Below are 19,976 nucleotides of genomic sequence, written 5' to 3' on the forward strand. Positions count from 1 at the left end.
CCGCGCTGCGGGACCGAGCCGTCAGGCGCCGACGCGGGCGCGCAACTGGTCGGTCACACCGCGGTAGGCCTTCGGGTCGACGGGCAGCAGCCACTGCTTCGCTCGTGCGGGACCCGAGAGGTTGAGGTCGAGGTCCCCGAGCAGCTCGTCGACCTGGTGCATCGAGAACGGGATGACGTTCGTGCCTCGCGCGTGCTTGCCCTCCGTGCGCTTCTCCATCCAGTCCACCCGGTCCCGCACGTGCTCACGCCGCACCTCGAGCGGCGGCAGGTCCAGGGCGCCGGCCAGGTAGCCCGCCGTCCACACCGCGCCGACCTCCGCCGAGAGCGGGCTGAACAGGGAGGAGTTGTACCCGGCGAACGTCAGGTGCGGCACGTCGTGCGGGAGGATCTGCCGGTAGAGGTGGAAGTTGCCCCGGTCATCGAGCAGCCGCCCGGTGACCTCCTGGTCCAGGAACGGAACGCGCTGGTGGAACCCGGTCCCGCACACCACGAGGTCGGCCCGGACGGTGCTGCCGTCGCTGAGCACGGCGACCGGAGCGCCGCCGTCGTCGGTCGTGAACCGCTCGATCTCGGTGTCGCGGTGCACGGTGATCGCCCCGTCGGCGACCTGCTCGTAGAAACCGTCGGTGGCGAGCGACACCGTCGAGCGGGCGATGTCGGAGAACTCGCCGCGCGGGACCAGCCCGAGGTCCTCGAGCCGGAGCTGCTTCTTCGAGACGGCCCCGACGCTGGAGACCATCGAGCCGCGGACGGCGTCGCCCGGACCGTGCAGGAACTTCTCCATGCCGCTGTCCAGCGTCTGGTAGCGGAACAGCGCCTCGCCCAGACGGGTGAGCAGCAGATACTTGTAGTTCAGGGCCTTGCCGAGCTTCTTGGGGAGCTTCCACAGCAGCTGGCGGGCCACGACCGTGGTCGTCTCGGCGACGGGGCCGATCTCCGCGGCGACGTCGCACGCCGACTTGCCGTAACCGACGACGACGACGTTCTTGTGGCGCGCCTCCTCCATGGACGAGAGCTGGCTCGCGGCCACCACCTTGCCCCCGGCGCGCAGGAGCTCCGCGAGCCCGTCGAAGGCCGGGATCACCGGGTCGGAGAAGATGCCGTTGGCGACGATCAGGTGGTCGAACCGCTCGGGGTCGCCGACCGCCTCGCCGACGTGGCGGGAGGTGACGAGCCAGCCGTCCTCGGAGTCGGTGAGCTCGGCCCGGACCACCTCGGTGGACAGGCGCAGCGCCTCGGACAGCCCGTGGGTCTCGACGTACTGCTCCAGGTAGGCCTGGACCTGCTCACCGCTCGGCCACTCGGGGTAGTGCTTCGGCATCGGCAGGTCCGAGAACGAGTACGAGCCCTTGTTGTTCTGGGTGTAGAGGCCGGTGTACCGCCGGGTCGCGCTCCACACCCCTCCGACGTCGGGGGTCTTGTCGAACACGACGACCTGGTGGCCGAACTCGGTCAGGACCTTGGCGCTGGCCAGACCGGCGAATCCGGCGCCGACGACGGCGATCTTCATGAGGGCGTCCTTGCTTTCGGTCGGTGCGGGCGATCGCATGGATCGTAGCGGTCCGGACACACCGGGCGATAGACCCCGTGGAGGGACCAATCGGTCAGGAGGGCCCGAGACGTCCGGGGGTGCGGGCCGGTCCTGCTGCTGTCGGTAGGACGCGGCAAGATGGGGTCGTGACCGACACGACCGATGCCGCCGCCGACCCGACCGCGCTCGACGAGCCCGCCGCCCAGCGTCGGTGGGCCGAGCTGGCCGCTCTCGTCGAGGAGGACCAGCGGGCCTACTACCAGCAGGACGCGCCCCAGGTGTCCGACGCCGAGTACGACGCACGCCTGCGGGAGCTGGAGGCGATCGAGGCCGCACACCCCGCCCTGCGCACGCCGGAGTCGCCGACGCAGCGGGTCGGCGGGCAGGCCGCCGTCGGGTTCGCCACCGTCGAGCACGTCGAGCGCATGCTGTCCCTGGACAACGTGTTCAGCACCGACGAGCTGCGCGCCTGGGACGCGCGGGTCACCCGCGACCTGGAGGTCGAGGGGGGCGACGTCGGGTACCTGTCCGAGGTGAAGATCGACGGGCTCGCGATCGCGTTGCTCTACGAGCGTGGCCACCTGGTGCGCGCGGCGACACGCGGCGACGGCCAGACGGGTGAGGACATCACGGCCAACGCCCGGCGGATCGCGGAGATCCCGCAGCATCTCGCCGGCGACGACCACCCCGAGCTCGTCGAGGTGCGCGGCGAGGTCTTCATCCCCGTCTCCGCGTTCGACCGGCTCAACGAGCTGCAGGAGCAGTTGCGGGAGCGCGCGGTGGCCGAGGCACGCGACCGGGCGGACGGCCGGGCCGTGGCCTCCCGCGCGTTCGACGAGGAGCGTGCACGCGTCGCCGCGCTGCGCCGGTTCCCGCAGTTCGCGAACCCGCGCAACGCGGCCGCCGGCGGGCTCCGCCAGCTCCTGGACAAGAAGAGCGGGCTCGAGCGGGAGGCCGGCCTCGCCCGGGTGAAGGCGCTGCGGATCTACGCGCACGGCCTCGGTGCCCTGCAGTGGACCGAGGGCGAGCACGCGGAGCTGGCGAACCAGTCGGACGCGTACACGCTCTTCGAGCGGTGGGGGATCCCGGTCTCGCCGCACAACCGGGTGGTCCAGGGCGTCGACGGCGTGATCGACATGATCACCTACTTCGCGGAGCACCGGCACGACATCGAGCACCAGCTCGACGGCATCGTGGTCAAGGTCGACGCCCGGACCGACCAGCGTCGGCTCGGGACCACGAGCCGCGCGCCGCGGTGGGCCACCGCGTACAAGTACCCGCCCGAGGAGGTCAACACCCGGCTCCTCGCGATCCAGGTGGGGGTCGGGCGGACCGGCCGCGCCACCCCGTACGCCGTCATGGAACCGGTCACGGTGGCCGGCTCCACGGTCCGGCAGGCCACCCTGCACAACCAGGACGTCGTCAAGGCGAAGGGGGTGCGGATCGGCGACATGGTGGTGCTGCGCAAGGCCGGCGACGTCATCCCCGAGATCCTGGGCCCCGTGACCGCGCTCGCCGACGACGGCCATCCCCGCGAGGACTTCGTGATGCCGGCCGGGTGCCCGGAGTGCGGCACCCCGTTGCGTCCGATGAAGGAGGGGGACGTCGACCTGCGGTGCCCCAACGCCGAGTCCTGCCCGGCTCAGGTGCGCGGCCGCGTGGAGCACATCGGGTCAAGGGGCGGGCTCGACGTCGAGGCGCTCGGTGAGGTGACGGCGGCCGCGCTCACGCAGCCGCTGGAGCCGAAGGAACCGCCGCTGCGCACCGAGAAGGACCTGTTCGACCTCACCGTCGAGCAGCTTGCGCCGATCCGCGTCGTCGTCCGAGATGCGGAGACCGGGCTGCCGCGCCCGAGCGACGGGCAGGGCGAGGCGGCCGACGTCGTGATGTCGGACGGCTCGACGATGAGCGCCAAGGTCGCCCGCCCGTTCCAGAAGGTCCTCCGGCGTACCTACCCGCCGGGCTTCGAGGACGCCACCCCGGCCGAACGTCGCGCCGCCGGTGTGCGCAAGGACTTCCCGGTGTACGGGCCGTCCTCCACCGCGGAGAAGCTCGTCGCCGAGCTGGCGCGTGCGAAGACCAAGGACCTGTGGCGCATCCTGGTCTCCCTCAACATCCGGCACGTCGGCCCGGTGGCGGCGCGGGCGCTCGCGGAGTGGTTCGGGTCCGTCGCGGCGATCCGGCGTGCGTCACGCGAGGAGCTCGCGGCCGTCGAGGGGGTTGGCCCGGTCATCGCCGACGAGGTGCTCGCCTGGTTCGACGTCGGCTGGCACCAGGAGATCGTCGACGCGTGGCAGCAGGCGGGGGTGCGGTTCGAGATCCCCGGACACCCGGGCCCTGTCGTCATGGCCGAGAAGGTCGCCGAGGGGCCGACCGGTCCGCTCGCCGGGCTGACCGTCGTCGTCACCGGTTCCCTCGAGGGGTACTCGCGCGACGGCGCCAAGGAGGCGGTCATCGCGGCGGGCGGCAAGTCGTCCGGGTCCGTCTCGAAGAAGACCGACTACGTCGTCGTGGGGGAGAAGGCCGGGTCGAAGGAGACCAAGGCGCGCGACCTCGGGCTGACGATCCTCGACGAGGACCAGTTCACGCGGCTGCTGGAGGGCGGCCCGGAGGCGCTCGCGGACTGACCGCCCGGGCCGTGCCTGCCGGTCGTCAGACCGTGTCGGGCTCCCGCGCGGCCCAGACGAGCCCCCGGCTGACGATCGTGTGGATCTCGGGGACCTGGAGGTCCTCGACGCTGTGGCCGACCGTGCAGGCGAAGACCTTGCCGCGGCCCCACCGACGGGTCCACGCCACCGGAACGGTCGTGGGCTCGCGCCACGGGCTGTCGGGGCTGACGGCGTGGGTGGTCGTGGCGAGCACGTCGCACAACGGGTCGGTGTGGAGCCAGTACTGCTCGGTGGTCATCCGGAGGCGAGGGCCGATCCCCTCGACGATCGGGTGGTCGGCCCGCTCGGGTCGGACGTGGATCTCGTGGTCGACGATGTCGCCCGGGTGCGCGACGAACTGCCCACCGACGATGTGCTGGTAGTCCGTGGCGTTGCGGAACGCGTCGAGCAGACCGCCGTGCCAGCCGGCCAGGCCCGTGCCGTTCTCGACGGCGAGGCGCAGCCCGTGCATCTCGTCGGCGAGGATGTCGCCCATGGTCCAGCTCTGGACGATGAGGTCCGTGCCGGACATGACGGCCTCGTCGGCATAGACCTCGAGGGAGTCCTCGACGGTGACGTCGAACCCGGCGTCGGCCAGGACGGGGAGGAAGAGGTCGGTGGAGCCGACGGGGTCGTGCCCCTGCCAGCCTCCCCGGACCACGAGGGCCCTGCGGTTGCTCACGTGTCCTCCTTGACGGTGATGAGTGCGTCGATCGAGTGGGGGGCCAGGAACCGGTCGGTCACCAGCGTGGCGGCACCCACGACCCCCGCCTGGGCGCCCGCCTGCGAGGTGTTGATCCGCAGGTGCTGGGTGGCCAGCGGCAGGGACCGCTGGTAGACGACCTCCCGGATCCCGGCGACGAGGTGTTCGCCGGCGCCCGCGAGCACGCCCCCGATGATGATCCGCGACGGGTTGAGCAGGCTGACGGAGGCCGCCAGCACCGTGCCGATGTCGCGACCTGCCTGCCGGACGGCCTGACCGGCCGCGACGTCGCCCGTGCGGACGAGGTCGACGATGTCCTGGGTGGTCGTGATCCGTGCTCCACCCTCCCGCAGCGAGGCGGCGATGGCCATCCCTCCGGCCACCGCCTCGAGGCATCCGGTGTTGCCGCAGCGGCAGGGGATCTCGGCGGCGCCGGACACCGCGACGTGCCCCATGTCGCCGGCGGCGCCCTGCGCGCCGCGGCGCAGCTCGCCGTCCATGACGACACCGGCGCCGATCCCGGTCGCGACCTTGACGAACAGCAGGTTCTGCTCGTCGGGGCACACCGTCCGGTGCTCGCCGAGCGCCATCACGTTGACGTCGTTGTCGACGACGACGGGCGCGCCGAGGAGCCGGTGCAGGATGCCGGGGACGTCCGTGCCGTCCCACCCGGGCATGATCGGCGGGTTCACGGGGCGGCCGTCGGCGTGGTCGACGGGGCCGGGCAGCCCGATGCCGATGCCGGCGAGCTCCTCGACCCGCCGGCCCGCCTCGGTGATCAGCTTCGCCCCGGTGTCCGCGACCCACGAGAGCACGTGCTCGGGACCGTCCGCGATGGCGAGCGGTTCCTGGGCGGACGCGATCGGGTTGGCGGCGAGATCCGTGATGGCCAAGCGCGCGTGCGTGGCGCCGAGGTCCACCCCGAGCACGATCCGGTTCGACGGGTCGAAGGCGAACGTGGACGGCGGGCGTCCGCCGGTGCTCGTGGCCTCACCGGCCGGGGTCAGGAGCCCGATTGCGGTCAGGGCGTCGATGCGTGCCGCGACGGTGGAGCGGGACTGGCCCGTCTCGGAGACGAGCGACGCCCGGGTGTGCGGAGTGCCGTCGCGGAACAGCTGGAACATCTCGCCGGCCCCTGTGGGACGTGGCGGGAACTTCTGCAGCCCTTCCATGAGCACAGTGAACCACGCCCCTCCGGCATCCGTGTTTTGTTGCTCGGTGTCTATCACGAGCGGGTAACGATCACAAAGTACCCGCACTTTTGCTTGACGGGCAACATAAGTCCGTCTACGTTCGTCACATGGTCACAGAAGACCCCCCAGCATTGCTGCTGCAGATGCAAGGCATCGTGAAGACGTTCCCGGGAGCCCGCGCGCTCGACGGGGTGGACCTCGACGTCCGGCCCGGAGAGGTGCACTGTCTCCTCGGGCAGAACGGCGCCGGCAAGTCCACGCTCATCAAGGTGCTCGCCGGAGCCCACCAGCCGACCGAGGGCACGATCCTCATGGATGGCGAGCCGATCCAGATCCCGCACCCGGTGGCCGCGCTCGAGCACGGCGTCGCCACGATGTACCAGGAGCTGGACGTCGTCGACGGGCTCACCGTGGCCGAGAACATCTTCCTCGGCCATGAGCTGGCGTCCGTGGGCTTCACCCAGCGGCGCGCGGTCGCGAGCCGCACCCGTCAGCTCATGGAACGGCTCGGGCACCCGGAGATCTCGCCGCACCGCGAGGTCGGCTCGCTCTCGGCGGCCGGCAAGCAGGTCGTGTCGATGGCCCGTGCACTCTCGCGCGACGCCCGCGTGATCGTCATGGACGAGCCCTCGGCCGTCCTCGACTCCGGTGAGGTCGACAACCTCTTCCGGGTGGTCGAGGAGCTGGTCGAGCAGGGCATCGCGATCATCTACATCTCGCACCGGCTCGAGGAGATCCGCCGGATCGGCGACCGCATCACGGTCATCAAGGACGGCCGGACGGTCGGGCGCAACCTGGACGTGGCGTCCACGTCGACGGACGAGCTCATCAAGCTGATGACCGGCAAGGACGTCGAGTACGCGTTCCCCGAGCGTCCCGGGGTCCCCGACGACGCCCCGGTGCGGCTCGAGGTCGAGGACCTCTCGCTGGGCGGCGTGTTCTCGGACGTGTCGCTGAGCATCCGGGCCGGTGAGATCGTCGGCCTCGCGGGCCTGGTGGGCTCGGGACGCTCGGAGATCCTCGAGACGATCTGCGGGGCGCGGCGTTCCACCGGCGGGACCGTGGCCCTCGACGGTCGGCGGCTGCGCAACGGTTCCGTGACCGCGGCCGTCGGTGCGGGCATCGGCCTGGCCCCGGAGGAGCGCAAGAGCCAGGGACTCGTGCTCGACGAGCCCGTCTACCGCAACATCACGCTGTCGACGTTCGCGCGGACCGCGCGCGCCGGCTGGCTCGACGAGCGCGCCGAGAAGAAGGCCGCGCGGGAGCAGGCGACCGCCCTCGACCTGCGGCCGCCGGACGTCGAGCGCGCCATCCGCACGCTGTCGGGCGGCAACCAGCAGAAGGCGATGCTCGCCCGGTGGCTGGTCCACGGCTGCGAGGTGCTCCTGCTCGACGAGCCCACCCGCGGCGTCGACGTCGGGGCCCGGTCGGAGATCTACGCCCTCGTGCGCCGCCTCGCCGACGCCGGCACCGCCGTCCTCGTCGTCTCCAGCGAGATTCCCGAAGTCCTGGGCCTGGCTGACCGTGTCCTCGTCATCTCCGACGGACAGGTCGTGCACTCCGGGCCCGCCGAGTCGATCGACGAGCACCAGGTGCTCGACATGGTCATGGAAGGAAGTGTCGCGTGAGCGAGCAGCAGACGTCGTCGAACCCGGCGGCGGACACCCCCAAGACTCGGGCGGGGGGCGGACGCGGACGCTTCGGCCTCTCGGGCGGGACGGTCCGGAACCTCGGCCTGGTCGCCGCCCTCGTGCTGCTGTGCCTGGTCGGTTTCCTCACGGGCGGCGAGCGGTTCGCGAGCCTGTCGAACCTGATGATCATCCTGAGCCTCGCCTCGGTGATCGGGGTCATCGCCATCGGCATGACCTTCGTCATCACGACGGGCGGCATCGACCTGTCGGTCGGCTCCGTGCTCGGGTTGACGACCGTATGGGCCTCGACGCTGTCCACGCAGAACCTGGCCGGCCAGTACGGCTGGGTCGTCATGGTCGGGTGCTCGCTCCTGGTGGGGCTCGCTGCCGGGCTCGTCAACGGCGTGGTCATCGCCTACGGCAAGGTCGTCGCGTTCATCGCGACCCTCGCGATGCTCGTCGCGGCCCGCGGCCTCGCCGAGCTCATCGCCAACCGGCGCACCCAGATCGTCGACCAGCCGTCCTTCGAGGACACGTTCCAGGGTGACCTGCTCGGTGTGCCGAAGATCGTGTGGATCTTCGCGCTCGTCGCCGTCGCCGGCTGGTTCCTGCTCAACCGCACCACGTTCGGCCGCCGCACGGTGGCCGTCGGCGGCAACCCGGAGGCGGCGCGCCTGGCCGGCATCAAGGTCAAGCGGCACCTGATGTACGTCTACGGGCTCTCCGGTCTCACGGTGGGCATCGCCGGCGTCATGATGCTCGCCCGCACCGGCGCCGGTTCGTCGACCAACGGCCTGCTCATGGAGCTCGAGGTGATCGCCGCGGTCGTCGTCGGCGGCACGCTCCTCGCCGGCGGCCGCGGCACCATCATCGGCACCGTCATCGGCGTCCTCATCTTCGCGACGCTCCAGAACGTCTTCATCATCAACAACCTCGACAGCTCGGTGCAGCAGATCGCCAGAGGCGTGATCATCGTCGGCGCCGTGCTGCTCCAGCAGCGGATCTCGGCACCGAGATCCAGCTGACACCCCAGACGTCCCACCAGAATCCAGACCCTGCACGACCGGACCGAATCGAGGAAGATCACATGTCCGCACGAATGAACCGCCGGCACCGCCTGCTCACCGTCCCTGCCGCTCTCGCCGCCTCCGCGCTCCTGCTGACCGCCTGTGTCAGCAACGAACCGGCCGAGGAGGAGAGCGACGGCGACTCCATGAGCGAGGAGGCGGGCGCCGTCTCCGACAACGACGCAGCAGGTGAGGAGGTCGTCATCGGCTTCTCCGCCCCCGCGGCCGACCACGGCTGGATGGGTGCGATCACGTCGGCCGCCGAGGCCGAGGCCGAGAACTACGAGGACGTCGAGCTTCGGGTCGCCGAAGGCACCAACGACGTCAACGTGCAGATCAGCCAGATCGAGGGCTTCATCGCCGACGGCGTGGACGCCATCGTGCTGCTGCCGTTCGACGGCGCGGCCCTCACGGACGTCGCCATGGAGGCCATGGAGGCCGGCATCCCGGTCATCAACGTCGACCGCGAGTTCTCCGACCCGTTCGCCGCCCGCACGACCGTGCTTGGCGACAACTACGGCATGGGCGTCTCCGCCGGCCAGTACATCTGCGAGCAGCTCGGTGACCAGCCGGACGCCGTCGTCGCCGAGATCCAGGGCATCGCCTCGCTGCCGCTGACCCAGGACCGCAGCCAGGGCTTCGAGGACGCCCTGAGCGAGTGCGGGCTGGACGTCGACAACCAGGTCTCGGCCGACTTCACCGTGCAGAGCGGTGAGTCGGTGACGGCGAGCCTGCTGCAGGCCGCCCCGGAGATCGACGCCATCTGGAACCACGACGACGACCAGGGTGTCGGCGTCCTCCAGGCGATCGAGAACGCCGGCCGCGACGAGTTCTTCCTCGTCGGCGGGGCCGGTTCCGCCAACATGATGCGCGAGATCGAGAGCGGCGAGTCCGTCGTCCAGGCGACCGTCATCTACCCGTCGACGCAGGCCGCGGACGGCATCAAGCTCGCCCGGCTGGTCGCGCACGAGGGAAGCATGAGCGACCTGGCCTCGTCGAACGTCCCGCGGACCGTGCAGCTCTACGCGCCCGTCGTGACGGCGGACAACGTCGAGCAGTACCTGTCCAGCGCGTTCGAGTCCTGACGGACCCACGCACCCACGACCCGGCGGCGGGGCCCTGTCCCCGCCGCCGCGGCCCTGCTCGCCCGCGCGCGGGCCCGGGCCGTGCCCTACGAAGGAAGGACCACTCACATGGGTGATGCAGCACGTGCCCGTCTCGGCGTCGGGATGGTCGGCTACTCGTTCATGGGCGCCGCGCACTCCCAGGCGTGGCGTACCGCACCCCGCTTCTTCGACCTGCCGCTGCGCACGGAGATGACCGCCGTCGTCGGCCGTGACCGGGCGCGGGTCACCGAGGCCGCTGACAAGCTCGGCTGGGAGTCCGCGGAGACCGACTGGCGCCGGTTGCTGGAACGGGACGACATCGACCTGGTCGACATCTGCACGCCCGGGAACACGCACGCCGAGATCGCGATCGCCGCCCTGGACGCCGGCAAGCACGTGCTCTGCGAGAAGCCCCTGGCCAACACCGTGGGCGAGGCGGAGGAGATGGTGGCCGCGGCCGACCGTGCCGCTGCCCGCGGTGTCCGGGCGATGGTCGGTTTCACCTACCGGCGCGTCCCGGCGATCCAGCTCGCCCGGCAGCTCGTCGCCGACGGCCGCATCGGGCAGGTGCGCCACGTACGCGCGCAGTACCTGCAGGACTGGCTCTCCGACCCTGCCACCCCGCTGTCGTGGCGGATGGACAAGGAGAAGGCCGGGTCCGGTGCCCTCGGTGACATCGGCGCCCACATCGTCGACCTGACGCAGTTCATCACAGGCGAGCAGGTCGCCGGCGTGACCGGCATGCTCGAGACGTTCGTGACCGAGCGTCCCGTCGCCACCGAGTTCGCCGGCCTGTCCGGCACCGGCGGCGACGAGACCGGTCCGGTGACCGTCGACGACGCCGCGTGCTTCCTGGCGCGGATGTCCGGCGGCGGGGTCGGGGTCTTCGAGGCCACGCGCTACGCCCAGGGCCGCAAGAACGCCATCCGGATCGAGATCAACGGGTCGCGAGGCTCCCTGGCGTTCGACTTCGAGGACATGAACGTCCTGCACTTCTACGACGCCGAGGAGTCGGGCGCGACGGCCGGGTTCCGCCGGATCGTCGTCACGGAGGCCGACCACCACGCCTATGTCGCCGCCTGGTGGCCGCCTGGCCACGGGCTCGGCTACGAGCACGCGTTCACCCACCAGGTCGTGGACCTGGTAGGGGCGATCGCGGCGGGAGAGGACCCGGCGCCGTCGTTCGCCGACGGGCTCGCCGTCCAGCGTGTCCTGGACGCCGTGGAGCGCAGTGCCGAGAAGGGCACCTGGCTCGACGTGTGAACCGTCCGGACCGACATGAAGAAGCCGGGGAAGGAGGTCCCTCCCAGCGGACCAGCACGAGCCGGTTCCACCACGTCCGGGCCGACGTGAGCGGGCACCGCGGAGCGCGCACCATCAGCAGCACCCACCCAGACAAAGGAGTTCCTGGTGAGAACAGTGCTCAGCTCACGATCACGTCGCGTGCGTTGCGGCGTGGCGGCGGCTGTCGCGACCACCGTCGCTCTGCCTCTGTCGTTGACCGGCGTCTTCAGCGCCGCGGCGGCCGAGGACGAGCCCGGACCGGTCGAGGCAGCGCCCGCCGCCGAGGCGATCGACGAGTTCGACGTCCTCGTCTTCTCCAAGACGGCGGGCTTCCGCCACGGGTCGATCCCGACCGGCGTCGCTGCCATCGAGCAGCTCGGACAGGACAACGGCTTCACCGTCACCGCGACGGAGGACGCCGGTGCGTTCACCGAGGAGAACCTCGAGCAGTACGAGGCAGTGGTCTTCCTGTCGACCACGGGTGACGTCCTGGACGACACCCAGCAGGCCGCCTTCGAGGGATACATCGAGGACGGCGGCGGCTACGCCGGCATCCACGCGGCGTCCGACACCGAGTACGACTGGCCGTGGTACGGCGAGCTCGTGGGCGCCTACTTCGCCGGGCACCCGGCCCAGCAGGACGCCACCATCAAGGTGGAGGACCACGCGCACCCGTCGACCGAACACCTGCCGGAGCGTTGGGACCGGTTCGACGAGTGGTACAACTTCCGCTCGGACCCCCGCGACGAGGTCCACGTGCTCGCGTCCCTCGACGAGAGCACCTACAACGCTGGCGGGACGGCGATGGGTGCCGAGCACCCGATCGCGTGGTGCCACAACTTCGAGGGCGGTCGGTCCTGGTACACCGGCGGCGGGCACACCGACGCCTCGTTCTCCGAGCCGGCGTTCCTCGAGCACCTGCTCGGCGGGCTCCGCACGGCGGCCGGCGTGGTCGACAACGACTGCAACGCCAGCCAGACCGAGAGCTACGAGCAGGTCACGCTCGACGACGAGACGCAGAACCCGATGGTGCTCGACGTGGCACCGAACGGTGACGTGTTCTACGCCGAGCGCGACGGTCGTGTGCGAGTCATCGGTGCCGAGTCGGGCATCACGACGACGGCGCTGGAGCTCAGCGTCACGCAGGGCAACGAGGACGGTCTGCTCGGCCTCGTGCTCGATCCCGACTTCGAGTCCAACGGGTGGGTCTACGTCTACTGGTCGCCGACCGACGTCGACGAGGACGGGCCGCACAACCGGATCTCCCGGTTCACCTACGACCCGGAGACCGGGAGCATCGACCCGGCTTCGCAGGTCAAGATGCTGGTCGTCGAGACTCAGCGGGACACCTGCTGCCACGCCGGCGGGGACATGGTGTTCGACGACGCCGGGAACCTCATCCTGGCGACGGGCGACAACACCAACCCGTTCCAGTCGAACGGCTACACCCCGATCGACGAGCGCGACGGCCGCGAGAACTTCGACGCCCAGGGCACGTCGGCGAACACGAACGACCTGCGCGGCAAGATCGTGCGGATCACCCCGCAGGACGACGGCACCTACACGATCCCGGACGGCAATCTGTTCGAGCCGGGGACGGACCTGACTCGGCCCGAGATCTATGCGATGGGCTTCCGGAACCCGTTCCGGATCGACCTGGACGCGCAGAGCGGCAACATCCTGGTCGGCGACTACGGCCCGGACAACCGCAACGCCAACCCGGACCGCGGTCCGGCCGGTACCGTCGAGTGGAACGTCGTCGCGGAGCCGGGCAACTACGGCTGGCCGTACTGCACCGGTGACCTGGACGCGTACGTCGACTACGACTTCGCGACCGGCCAGTCGGGTGAGGCCTTCGACTGCGCCGCTCCGGTGAACGACTCGCCGAACAACACCGGCCTGACGGAGCTGCCGCCGATCATCGGTGCGGAGATCCCGTACGACAAGGACGGCTCCGAGGTCTCTCCGGAGATCGGCGGGGGCGGTGCGCCCATGGCGGGACCGACATACTCCTACGACCCGGACCTGGACTCGGACTACAAGTGGCCCGAGTACTGGGACGGCAAGGCGTTCTTCGGCGAGTGGAACCAGGGCCGGATGTACTCCATCCAGCTCACGGGCGAGACCCGTGAGGACGTGGTGGACGTCAACCGTATCCTGCCGGGCATCTTCGACTCCTCGGCCGGCTTCAACCGCCCGATGGACTTCGAGTTCGGTCCCGACGGTGTGCTGTACATGGTCGACTGGGGCGCCGGTTTCGGCGGCAACAACGACTCGTCGGGCATCTTCAAGGTGAACTACGTCCAGGGCGACCCGGCCCCGATCGCGCGGGCCGAGGCCGACGTGACGAGTGGTGCCTCGCCGCTGACCGTGCAGTTCTCCTCGGAGGGTTCACGTCACCCCGGTGGCGAGCCGATCACTCTGCAGTGGACCTTCGGCGACGGTTCCGCCCCCAGCACGGAGGCGAACCCGACACACACCTACACCGAGAACGGTTCGTACACCGCACAGCTGACGGTAACGGCCGCGAACGAGAAGGTCAGCACCGCGAACGTGACCATCGTCGTGGGCAACGAGGCGCCCACGGTCTCGATCACGTTCCCGGAGAACGGCGGGTTCTTCGAGTTCGGTGACCAGGTCGCCTACGAGGTCGAGGTCACCGACCCCGACGGCGAGGTCGACTGTTCCGAGGTCAACCTCTACACCTCGCTCGGGCACGACACCCACGCCCACCCCTTCGAGGAGCTCACGGGCTGCTCGGGGATGCTCCAGACGGCACGGGACGAGGGGCACGGGATCTCCGAGAACATCTTCTGGGTGATCGAGGCCTCGTACACCGACGACGGTGGTGAGGCTGGGGTCCCGCTGGGCGGCAACGACCTGCAGGTCCTGCAGCCCAAGGCGCTCCAGGCCGAGTTCTTCACCTCGACAGGCCGTCTCGACGGTTCGACGTCGGGGGGAACGGCCGGCGTGCAGACCGAGGAGACCGAGGACGAGGCCGGTGGCGGCCTCAACATCGGGTGGACCGAGGTCGACGACTGGTGGGCCTTCGAGCCGGTGAGTCTGAACAACGTCGAGGCGATCGCTCTGCGCGCCTCGACGCCGGCCAGCTCGTCGCGCGTGTCCATGCGCTGGGACGCTCCGGACGGTCCGGAGCTCGCTCTGATCACCGTGCCGGGTACCGGCGGGTGGCAGAACTGGATCACGACCGACCCGGTCGAGCTCGTGGACCCGCCGTCGGGATCCGGGACGTTGTACTTCGTGTCGCTCGACGGTCGTGTGAACGTCAACTGGGCCGAGTTCGACGGACGTGGTGTCACGGACAACGTCCGCCCCGACGTCACGCTCGAGGCCGACCCGGTGGCCGGGGACGCGCCGCTGACGGTCACCGCGACCGCCACGGCATCGGACCCGGACGGTGACTCCGAGGAGCTCACCTACGCCTGGGACACCGGTCTCGGCGACGGGTTCGTCGAGGGGACGTCCTCGTTCGAGCACACGTACACCGAGCCCGGTACGTACCGGGTCCAGGTGCGTGTGACGGACGCGGGCGGCGCCTATGCGACCGAGTACGTCGAGGTGGAGGTCTCCGAGATCGTCGTGCCACCGACCCAGTGCTTCTCGGGCCGGTCGGACGACTTCCTCGGTGACGAGCTCGACGAGGACCGCTGGACGACCGTGGTGCGCCGCGACCAGAACCTCGCGGTGTCCGACGGGAACCTGGTGATCCCGGCGACGAAGACCGACATCTATGGCGGCTCGGCCGACGACGTGTCGAACATCGTGCTGCAGGACCTGCCTGAGGGTGACTTCACGGTCACCACGAAGGTGGACCTGGAGGCTCGGGTCAACTACCAGCAGGCTGGTCTCGTCCTGTACGCGGACGACGCCAACTACGTGAAGATGGTGGTCCAGGGTCGGGGCAGCAGCCCCGATGCCGACTCCCGCATCTTCCAGCTGGCCACGGAGGTCGACGGCGACCCGTCGGAGATCAACACGGGCATCGGTGCCGACTTCGGTGACACCGTGTACCTGCGGTTGACCCGTTCCGGTGAGTCGCTCGTCGGGTCGTACTCGGCGGACGGCGTCACCTTCACCGACATGCCGGAGAGCACGACGACGGCGGACATCGTCGACCCGAAGATCGGGCTGACCGCGTTCGCCAACGTCAACTCACCGGCTGACGTCATCGACGCCCGGTTCGACTGGTTCTCGGTCACCCCCGACGACACCGCGGTGGCGCCGGGACCGGACGACGAGTTCGAGGGCGACCAGCTCGACGGCTGCCGCTGGGCCGTGGTCCGCGAGGACCCGACCGGGTACCGCGTGGGTGACGGTTCGCTCGAGATCGACACGACCGCTACGGACATCTACGGAGCGGACAACACCGGGACGCCGAACATCGTCGTCCAGGACCAGCCGGACGGTGATTGGACGGTCGAGACCAAGGTCGACGTCTCCGACCTCGACCAGCGCTGGCAGCAGGCGGGTCTCATCGCCTACGTCGACGACGACAACTACGTCAAGTTCGACTACCTGGCGAAGAACCAGCCTGGTGCGACGACGGCCGCCAACCTGGAGGTGCGCTCCGAGGAGAACGCCTCCGCCGGTGGCCCGACGGTCTCCGACGTGACCGGTGACGTCTGGCACCTGCGACTGGCCAAGGCGGGCACGACGTTCTCCGCGTCGTACTCCACCGACGGCGAGACGTGGGAGGAGTTCCCGGAGAGTGTCACCAACGAGTCCCTCGGTGACGCGAAGGTCGGTCTGTTCACCCTCGGTGGTGTGCAGCAGTCCTCGTCGACGGCGGCGTTCGACTACTTCCACGTGGTCGGCGACGACGTCGAGCCGCTGGACGTCACGGGGTCGCTCGACCCCGCGGCCCCCGACGGTGAGGACGGCACGTACACCGGTCCGGTGACGGTCTCGATCGAGACCACCGGTGGCCCTGAGGACGTGCTCGTGTACCGCGAGTACAACCTCGACGGCGAGGGCTGGGCGGAGTACACCGCTCCGGTCGAGATCTCCGAACCGGGGGAGCACACCGTCCAGGTGCGCGCCTCGGCCGGTGACGACAACGTCACCGGGGAGGAGCTCACGTTCACCATCGCCGAGCCGGCCGAGCTGGAGGCGACTCCGGCCGTGACCGTGAACCAGTCGAGCTGCACCGTCGTCGACGGGGAGTTCGACCAGGTGAACGGTTCGGTGGTCGGCGCGGAGATGGACGGCGTGGCCCGCTACGTCGTCAAGGACGCCGACGACTCCAGCCGGTACGTGCGTGCGGGGGACATGTCGCCCGGCGAGTACCTGGTGCGCGCCTGGCCGGCCGAGGGCTACACCCTCGTACCCGGTGACGGCTGGGAGGAGATCTTCAAGGGGCGCCTGGAGACCTCCGTCACGATCGACGAGTTCGACTGCCCGACGGCGACCCCCGTGGTCTCCGTGACGCAGCCGACCTGCGAGGTCGACGCCGACGGCGAGAACGTCCGCACCGGTGGTTCGCTCACCGGTGAGGCCGTCGAGGGCGTCAAGGGCTACGTGGTGCACAACTGGGTGGACGGTGACCTGAACGACGGCAAGCCGTCCGACCTTGGCGACCTTGCTCCGGGCCAGTACCACGTGATCGCCACACCCGACGCCGACCACCTCCTCGAGGTGGACGGTGAGTGGGCGATGAGCCCGTCGGGCAAGGCGACGCTCGTGGTCACGATCGACGGTTACGGCTGCGACCGTGTCCCGGCGGTCGACCTGGTCCAGCCCACGTGCTCCGACGGCGGCGCGACGACGGGTTCGCTGAGCCCGGTCGACGTGACCGGCGTGAAGGGTTACGTGGTGCACAACTGGGTCGACGGGCATGCGCAGGGCAAGCCCTCCGACCTGGCGGAGCTCGAGCCTGGTCAGTATCGCGTGATCGCGAGCCCCGAGCCGAAGACCGAGCTCGAGGTCGAGGGTGAGTGGGAGCTGAGCCCGTCGGGCAAGGCCAAGGTCATCCTCACCGTCGAGGAGGTGGCCTGCGGCTGACATGACTGCGGGGAGCCGTGCACGTCACGGCTCCCCGCACCGTCGCCGCCCGGGTGCCGGGAACGCCTCACGGTCTCCCGGCCCGGGGACGATCGTGAGGTCGGTACCGCGGGCGGCGACACCGCCGACCTGGTGTCGGCAAGCCCTCGGTGCAGGTCGGTGCGCTCCGCACCTGCGCCGAGGGCCCTATCGATGACGATGAAGGAGCAGGACTGATGACGACGCAACGTGGCGTGCTGGTCGATGGCCGGACGGTCGCAAGAGCGGTGCTCGTGGCGATTCTCGCTGCGTTCGCGCTGGCCGGGGTCTCGACGGCGATGCCTGCCGTGGCTCACGGCGGAGACCTGAAGGTCGACCTCGGCACGGACGGCGCCGGCGGGATCGACGCCTCCGTGACCTGGGCCGGTGACGGACACCCGGTCGAGGAGACCGTAGACCTGACGGTGACGGCCGTCTCCGACGACGGTGAAGAGGTGGGGCCGATCCAGCTCCAGTCGGCCTCCGAGGGCGTGGGCTGGTACCGCTCCGAGCCGGGAGTTCTGAGTGAGGGCCACTGGACGATCACGGCGACGGCGACCGAGCCCGCCGAGTACGAGGGGGAGACCGAGATCGACGTCGCTGCTCCGCCGTCGCCCCCTGCCCCCGAGCCGTCTGCCGAGCCGAGCGTTGAGGAGGTCGCCGCGGACGGTACCTCCGGAGACCAGGCGGCAGCAGCGGGTCCCGACGCGGGCGACGGGCTGTCCACCTGGGCGATCGCCGGTCTGGCGGTCCTGGTGGCCGCCGGCGGCGTCACCGCAGTCCTCCTGCATCGTCGGCGCCGTGCGCGCTGAGGCGGGATTCCGCGACCGACCGTGGAGACATCAACGAGAGGAACGACCATGACACGACCGATCAGCCTGTTCACCGGCCAGTGGGCGGACATGCCGCTGGAGGAGCTGGCCGAGCTGGCTTCCGGGTGGGGCTACGACGGCCTGGAGCTGTGCTGCTGGGGTGACCACCTGGACGTGACCCGGTGGGACGACGCCGAGTACGTCCAGGGGCGCCTCGACCTCATGGCCCGCCACGGGCTGCGGATCGTCGCCATCTCGAACCATCTGACCGGACAGGCCGTCTGCGACGACCCGATCGACCGGCGCCACGAGGAGATCCTTTCGCCCGAGGTCTGGGGCGACGGGGACCCGGAGGGCGTCCGGCAGCGTGCGGCCGAGGCGCTGAAGGACACGGCGCGCATGGCGGCCAGGCTCGGCGTGAAGACCGTCGTCGGCTTCACCGGCTCGTCGATCTGGAAGACCGTGGCGATGTTCCCGCCCGTGCCGGCCGACATGGTCGAGGCGGGCTACCAGGACTTCGCGGACCGCTGGAACCCAATCCTCGACGTGTTCGAGGAGGTCGGGGTCCGCTTCGCCCTCGAGGTGCACCCGAGCGAGATCGCCTACGACTACTGGACGGCGAAGCGGACGCTCGAGGCGATCGGCCACCGGGAGTCGTTCGGCCTCAACTGGGACCCGAGCCACATGGTCTGGCAGGACCTGGACCCGGTGGCGTTCCTCTGGGACTTCGCCGACCGGATCTACCACGTCCACTGCAAGGACACGAAGAAGCGCCTCAACGGCCGCAACGGCCGGCTCTCGTCGCACCTGGCCTGGGCGGACCCGCGGCGCGGCTGGGACTTCATCTCGACGGGTCACGGAGACGTGCCGTGGGAGGACGCGTTCCGGATGCTCAACGCGATCGGCTACGACGGTCCGCTGTCCGTCGAGTGGGAGGACGCGGGGATGGACCGTCTCGTCGGCGCGGCCGAGGCGGTGGGCTTCGTGCGCAAGCACGCGTTCGACGCCCCGGACGCCGCGTTCGACGCGGCCTTCTCCTCGCGCTGAGCCCGTCAGGTACCGGGGTGCAGCATGATCACGTCGTCGTGCTGCACCCCGCCGACGTCGTAGGTGCGGCGACCGACGACGGTGAAACTGTGCCGCCGGTAGAAGGCCTGGGCGCGCCGGTTCTCCCCGTTGGTGCCGAGCCAGAACGGCCGGCCGGGGGCGAGGCGGTGGGCTTCCGTGGTGGCGACGTCGAGCAGGCGGCCGGCCGTGCCGAGGCCGAGATGGTCGGGGTGGACGTAGATCTTCGACAGCTCGACGTACGGGCCCGGCCCGGCGACCGACCGGAGGACGGCCGACTCCTCGTCCCCGGCCGGTTCGCCTCGTGCCAGGAGCGCGTAGCCCCCGAGAGTGCTGGTGCCCTCGGTCGTGGTCTCTGCGACGAGCAGCACGTGCTCGTGCGAGGCGACCCAGGCGGCGAAGTGGGCCGGCGTGAGGTGGGTGGCGATGTGGGTCGCCATCGTGGTGACGGGCGTTCCCGCGGGACAGGCGAGCGGGAAGGTGAGGGCCGCGAGCCAGGCGGTCTCGGCCGCCTCGTGGACCCTGGCCGGGCGGACGACGACGGAAGGTGTGGTCACGCCTCCGAACGTAGCGTGTCCGCGGAGCAGGTCCAGGCCTGCTCCGAGGCGTGCTTCGGGGACCGGTCCGGGCCGGTGGGCGAGCCCGGGCCGGGGCCTTCACGGACGGTGGCGAGGGGTGCGGTCGCCTGACCTGCGGGGATGCTGATCTGGCGACTGTGCCCCGGGTCACGGTGCGCGGAGTTGGCGTCGCGCCGCAGGCCGTGTAATGTTCTCGAGGTCAGCCCGACAGGGAACGGACACCGCGAGGTGGCCGCCGGGGTTGAAACTCCACCGGAAGGGCGAGAGTGCTTCGTGCGCCTCGGTCTCGGGTGTGGGGGTCTTGTCGTGGTCGTCCC

12 protein-coding genes are annotated in these 19,976 nt (G+C 70.4%); 8 read left to right on the plus strand and 4 right to left on the minus strand.

What is annotated here, in order from left to right; all coding sequences use genetic code 11:
• Nucleotides 1-21: 21 nt before the first annotated feature.
• A complete protein-coding gene (locus tag AC3RJ8_RS05525) occupies nt 22-1,512 on the minus strand; it encodes a flavin-containing monooxygenase (RefSeq protein ID WP_489714925.1) in 1,491 nt (496 codons plus the stop codon).
• A gap of 167 nt (nt 1,513-1,679) precedes the next feature.
• Between AC3RJ8_RS05525 and ligA the strand changes: the two genes are divergently transcribed.
• A complete protein-coding gene (gene ligA, locus AC3RJ8_RS05530; RefSeq protein ID WP_489714926.1) occupies nt 1,680-4,160 on the plus strand; it encodes an NAD-dependent DNA ligase LigA in 2,481 nt (826 codons plus the stop codon).
• Between the two features lie 25 nt (nt 4,161-4,185).
• On the opposite strand, the gene AC3RJ8_RS05535 is transcribed toward ligA, so the two are convergent.
• Both AC3RJ8_RS05535 and AC3RJ8_RS05540 read right to left on the minus strand, forming a co-directional pair.
• Nucleotides 4,186-4,863, minus strand: coding sequence for a ThuA domain-containing protein (locus AC3RJ8_RS05535; protein WP_489714927.1), 678 nt, complete (start codon nt 4,861-4,863; stop codon nt 4,186-4,188).
• Nucleotides 4,860-6,056: an ROK family protein gene (locus tag AC3RJ8_RS05540; RefSeq protein ID WP_489714928.1), complete on the minus strand. Its 1,197-nt coding sequence runs from the start codon at nt 6,054-6,056 to the stop codon at nt 4,860-4,862. Before AC3RJ8_RS05540 ends, AC3RJ8_RS05535 begins: the two co-directional genes overlap by 4 nt.
• Nucleotides 6,057-6,184: 128 nt before the next feature.
• On the opposite strand from AC3RJ8_RS05540, the gene AC3RJ8_RS05545 reads away from it, so the two are divergent.
• The 7 genes from AC3RJ8_RS05545 (at nt 6,185) to AC3RJ8_RS05575 (ending at nt 19,063) form a co-directional block, all read left to right on the plus strand.
• Nucleotides 6,185-7,705: a sugar ABC transporter ATP-binding protein gene (locus AC3RJ8_RS05545; protein ID WP_489714929.1), complete on the plus strand. Its 1,521-nt coding sequence runs from the start codon at nt 6,185-6,187 to the stop codon at nt 7,703-7,705.
• Entirely contained in the window at nt 7,702-8,733 is a 1,032-nt protein-coding gene (locus tag AC3RJ8_RS05550; protein ID WP_489714930.1) for an ABC transporter permease, read from the plus strand. Before AC3RJ8_RS05545 ends, AC3RJ8_RS05550 begins: the two co-directional genes overlap by 4 nt.
• Nucleotides 8,734-8,795: 62 nt before the next feature.
• Nucleotides 8,796-9,860 carry a substrate-binding domain-containing protein gene (locus tag AC3RJ8_RS05555; protein WP_489714931.1) on the plus strand — a complete coding sequence of 355 codons (1,065 nt, stop codon included), beginning with the start codon at nt 8,796-8,798 and terminating at the stop codon, nt 9,858-9,860.
• A 108-nt stretch (nt 9,861-9,968) separates the two neighbouring features.
• Entirely contained in the window at nt 9,969-11,144 is a 1,176-nt protein-coding gene (locus tag AC3RJ8_RS05560) for a Gfo/Idh/MocA family protein (protein WP_489714932.1), read from the plus strand.
• A 147-nt stretch (nt 11,145-11,291) separates the two neighbouring features.
• Nucleotides 11,292-17,186 (plus strand): ThuA domain-containing protein, encoded by a 5,895-nt coding sequence (locus tag AC3RJ8_RS05565; RefSeq protein ID WP_489714933.1) that lies wholly within the window; start codon nt 11,292-11,294, stop codon nt 17,184-17,186.
• Nucleotides 17,187-17,401: 215 nt separating this feature from the next.
• Complete coding sequence (locus AC3RJ8_RS05570; RefSeq protein WP_489714934.1) at nt 17,402-18,016, plus strand: hypothetical protein; 615 nt, start codon at nt 17,402-17,404, stop codon at nt 18,014-18,016.
• Between the two features lie 48 nt (nt 18,017-18,064).
• The gene (locus tag AC3RJ8_RS05575) at nt 18,065-19,063 is read left to right on the plus strand and encodes a sugar phosphate isomerase/epimerase family protein (protein WP_407317139.1); all 999 of its coding nucleotides are present in this window, start codon (nt 18,065-18,067) and stop codon (nt 19,061-19,063) included.
• 5 nt (nt 19,064-19,068) lie between these two features.
• Here the strand turns inward: AC3RJ8_RS05575 and AC3RJ8_RS05580 are convergent, their stop codons facing one another.
• A complete protein-coding gene (locus AC3RJ8_RS05580) occupies nt 19,069-19,638 on the minus strand; it encodes a GNAT family N-acetyltransferase (protein WP_489714935.1) in 570 nt (189 codons plus the stop codon).
• Nucleotides 19,639-19,976: the final 338 nt, after the last annotated feature.

This window comes from Isoptericola sp. MSGPD8_1_ISO-PGPR-S23-394 (assembly GCF_058072785.1).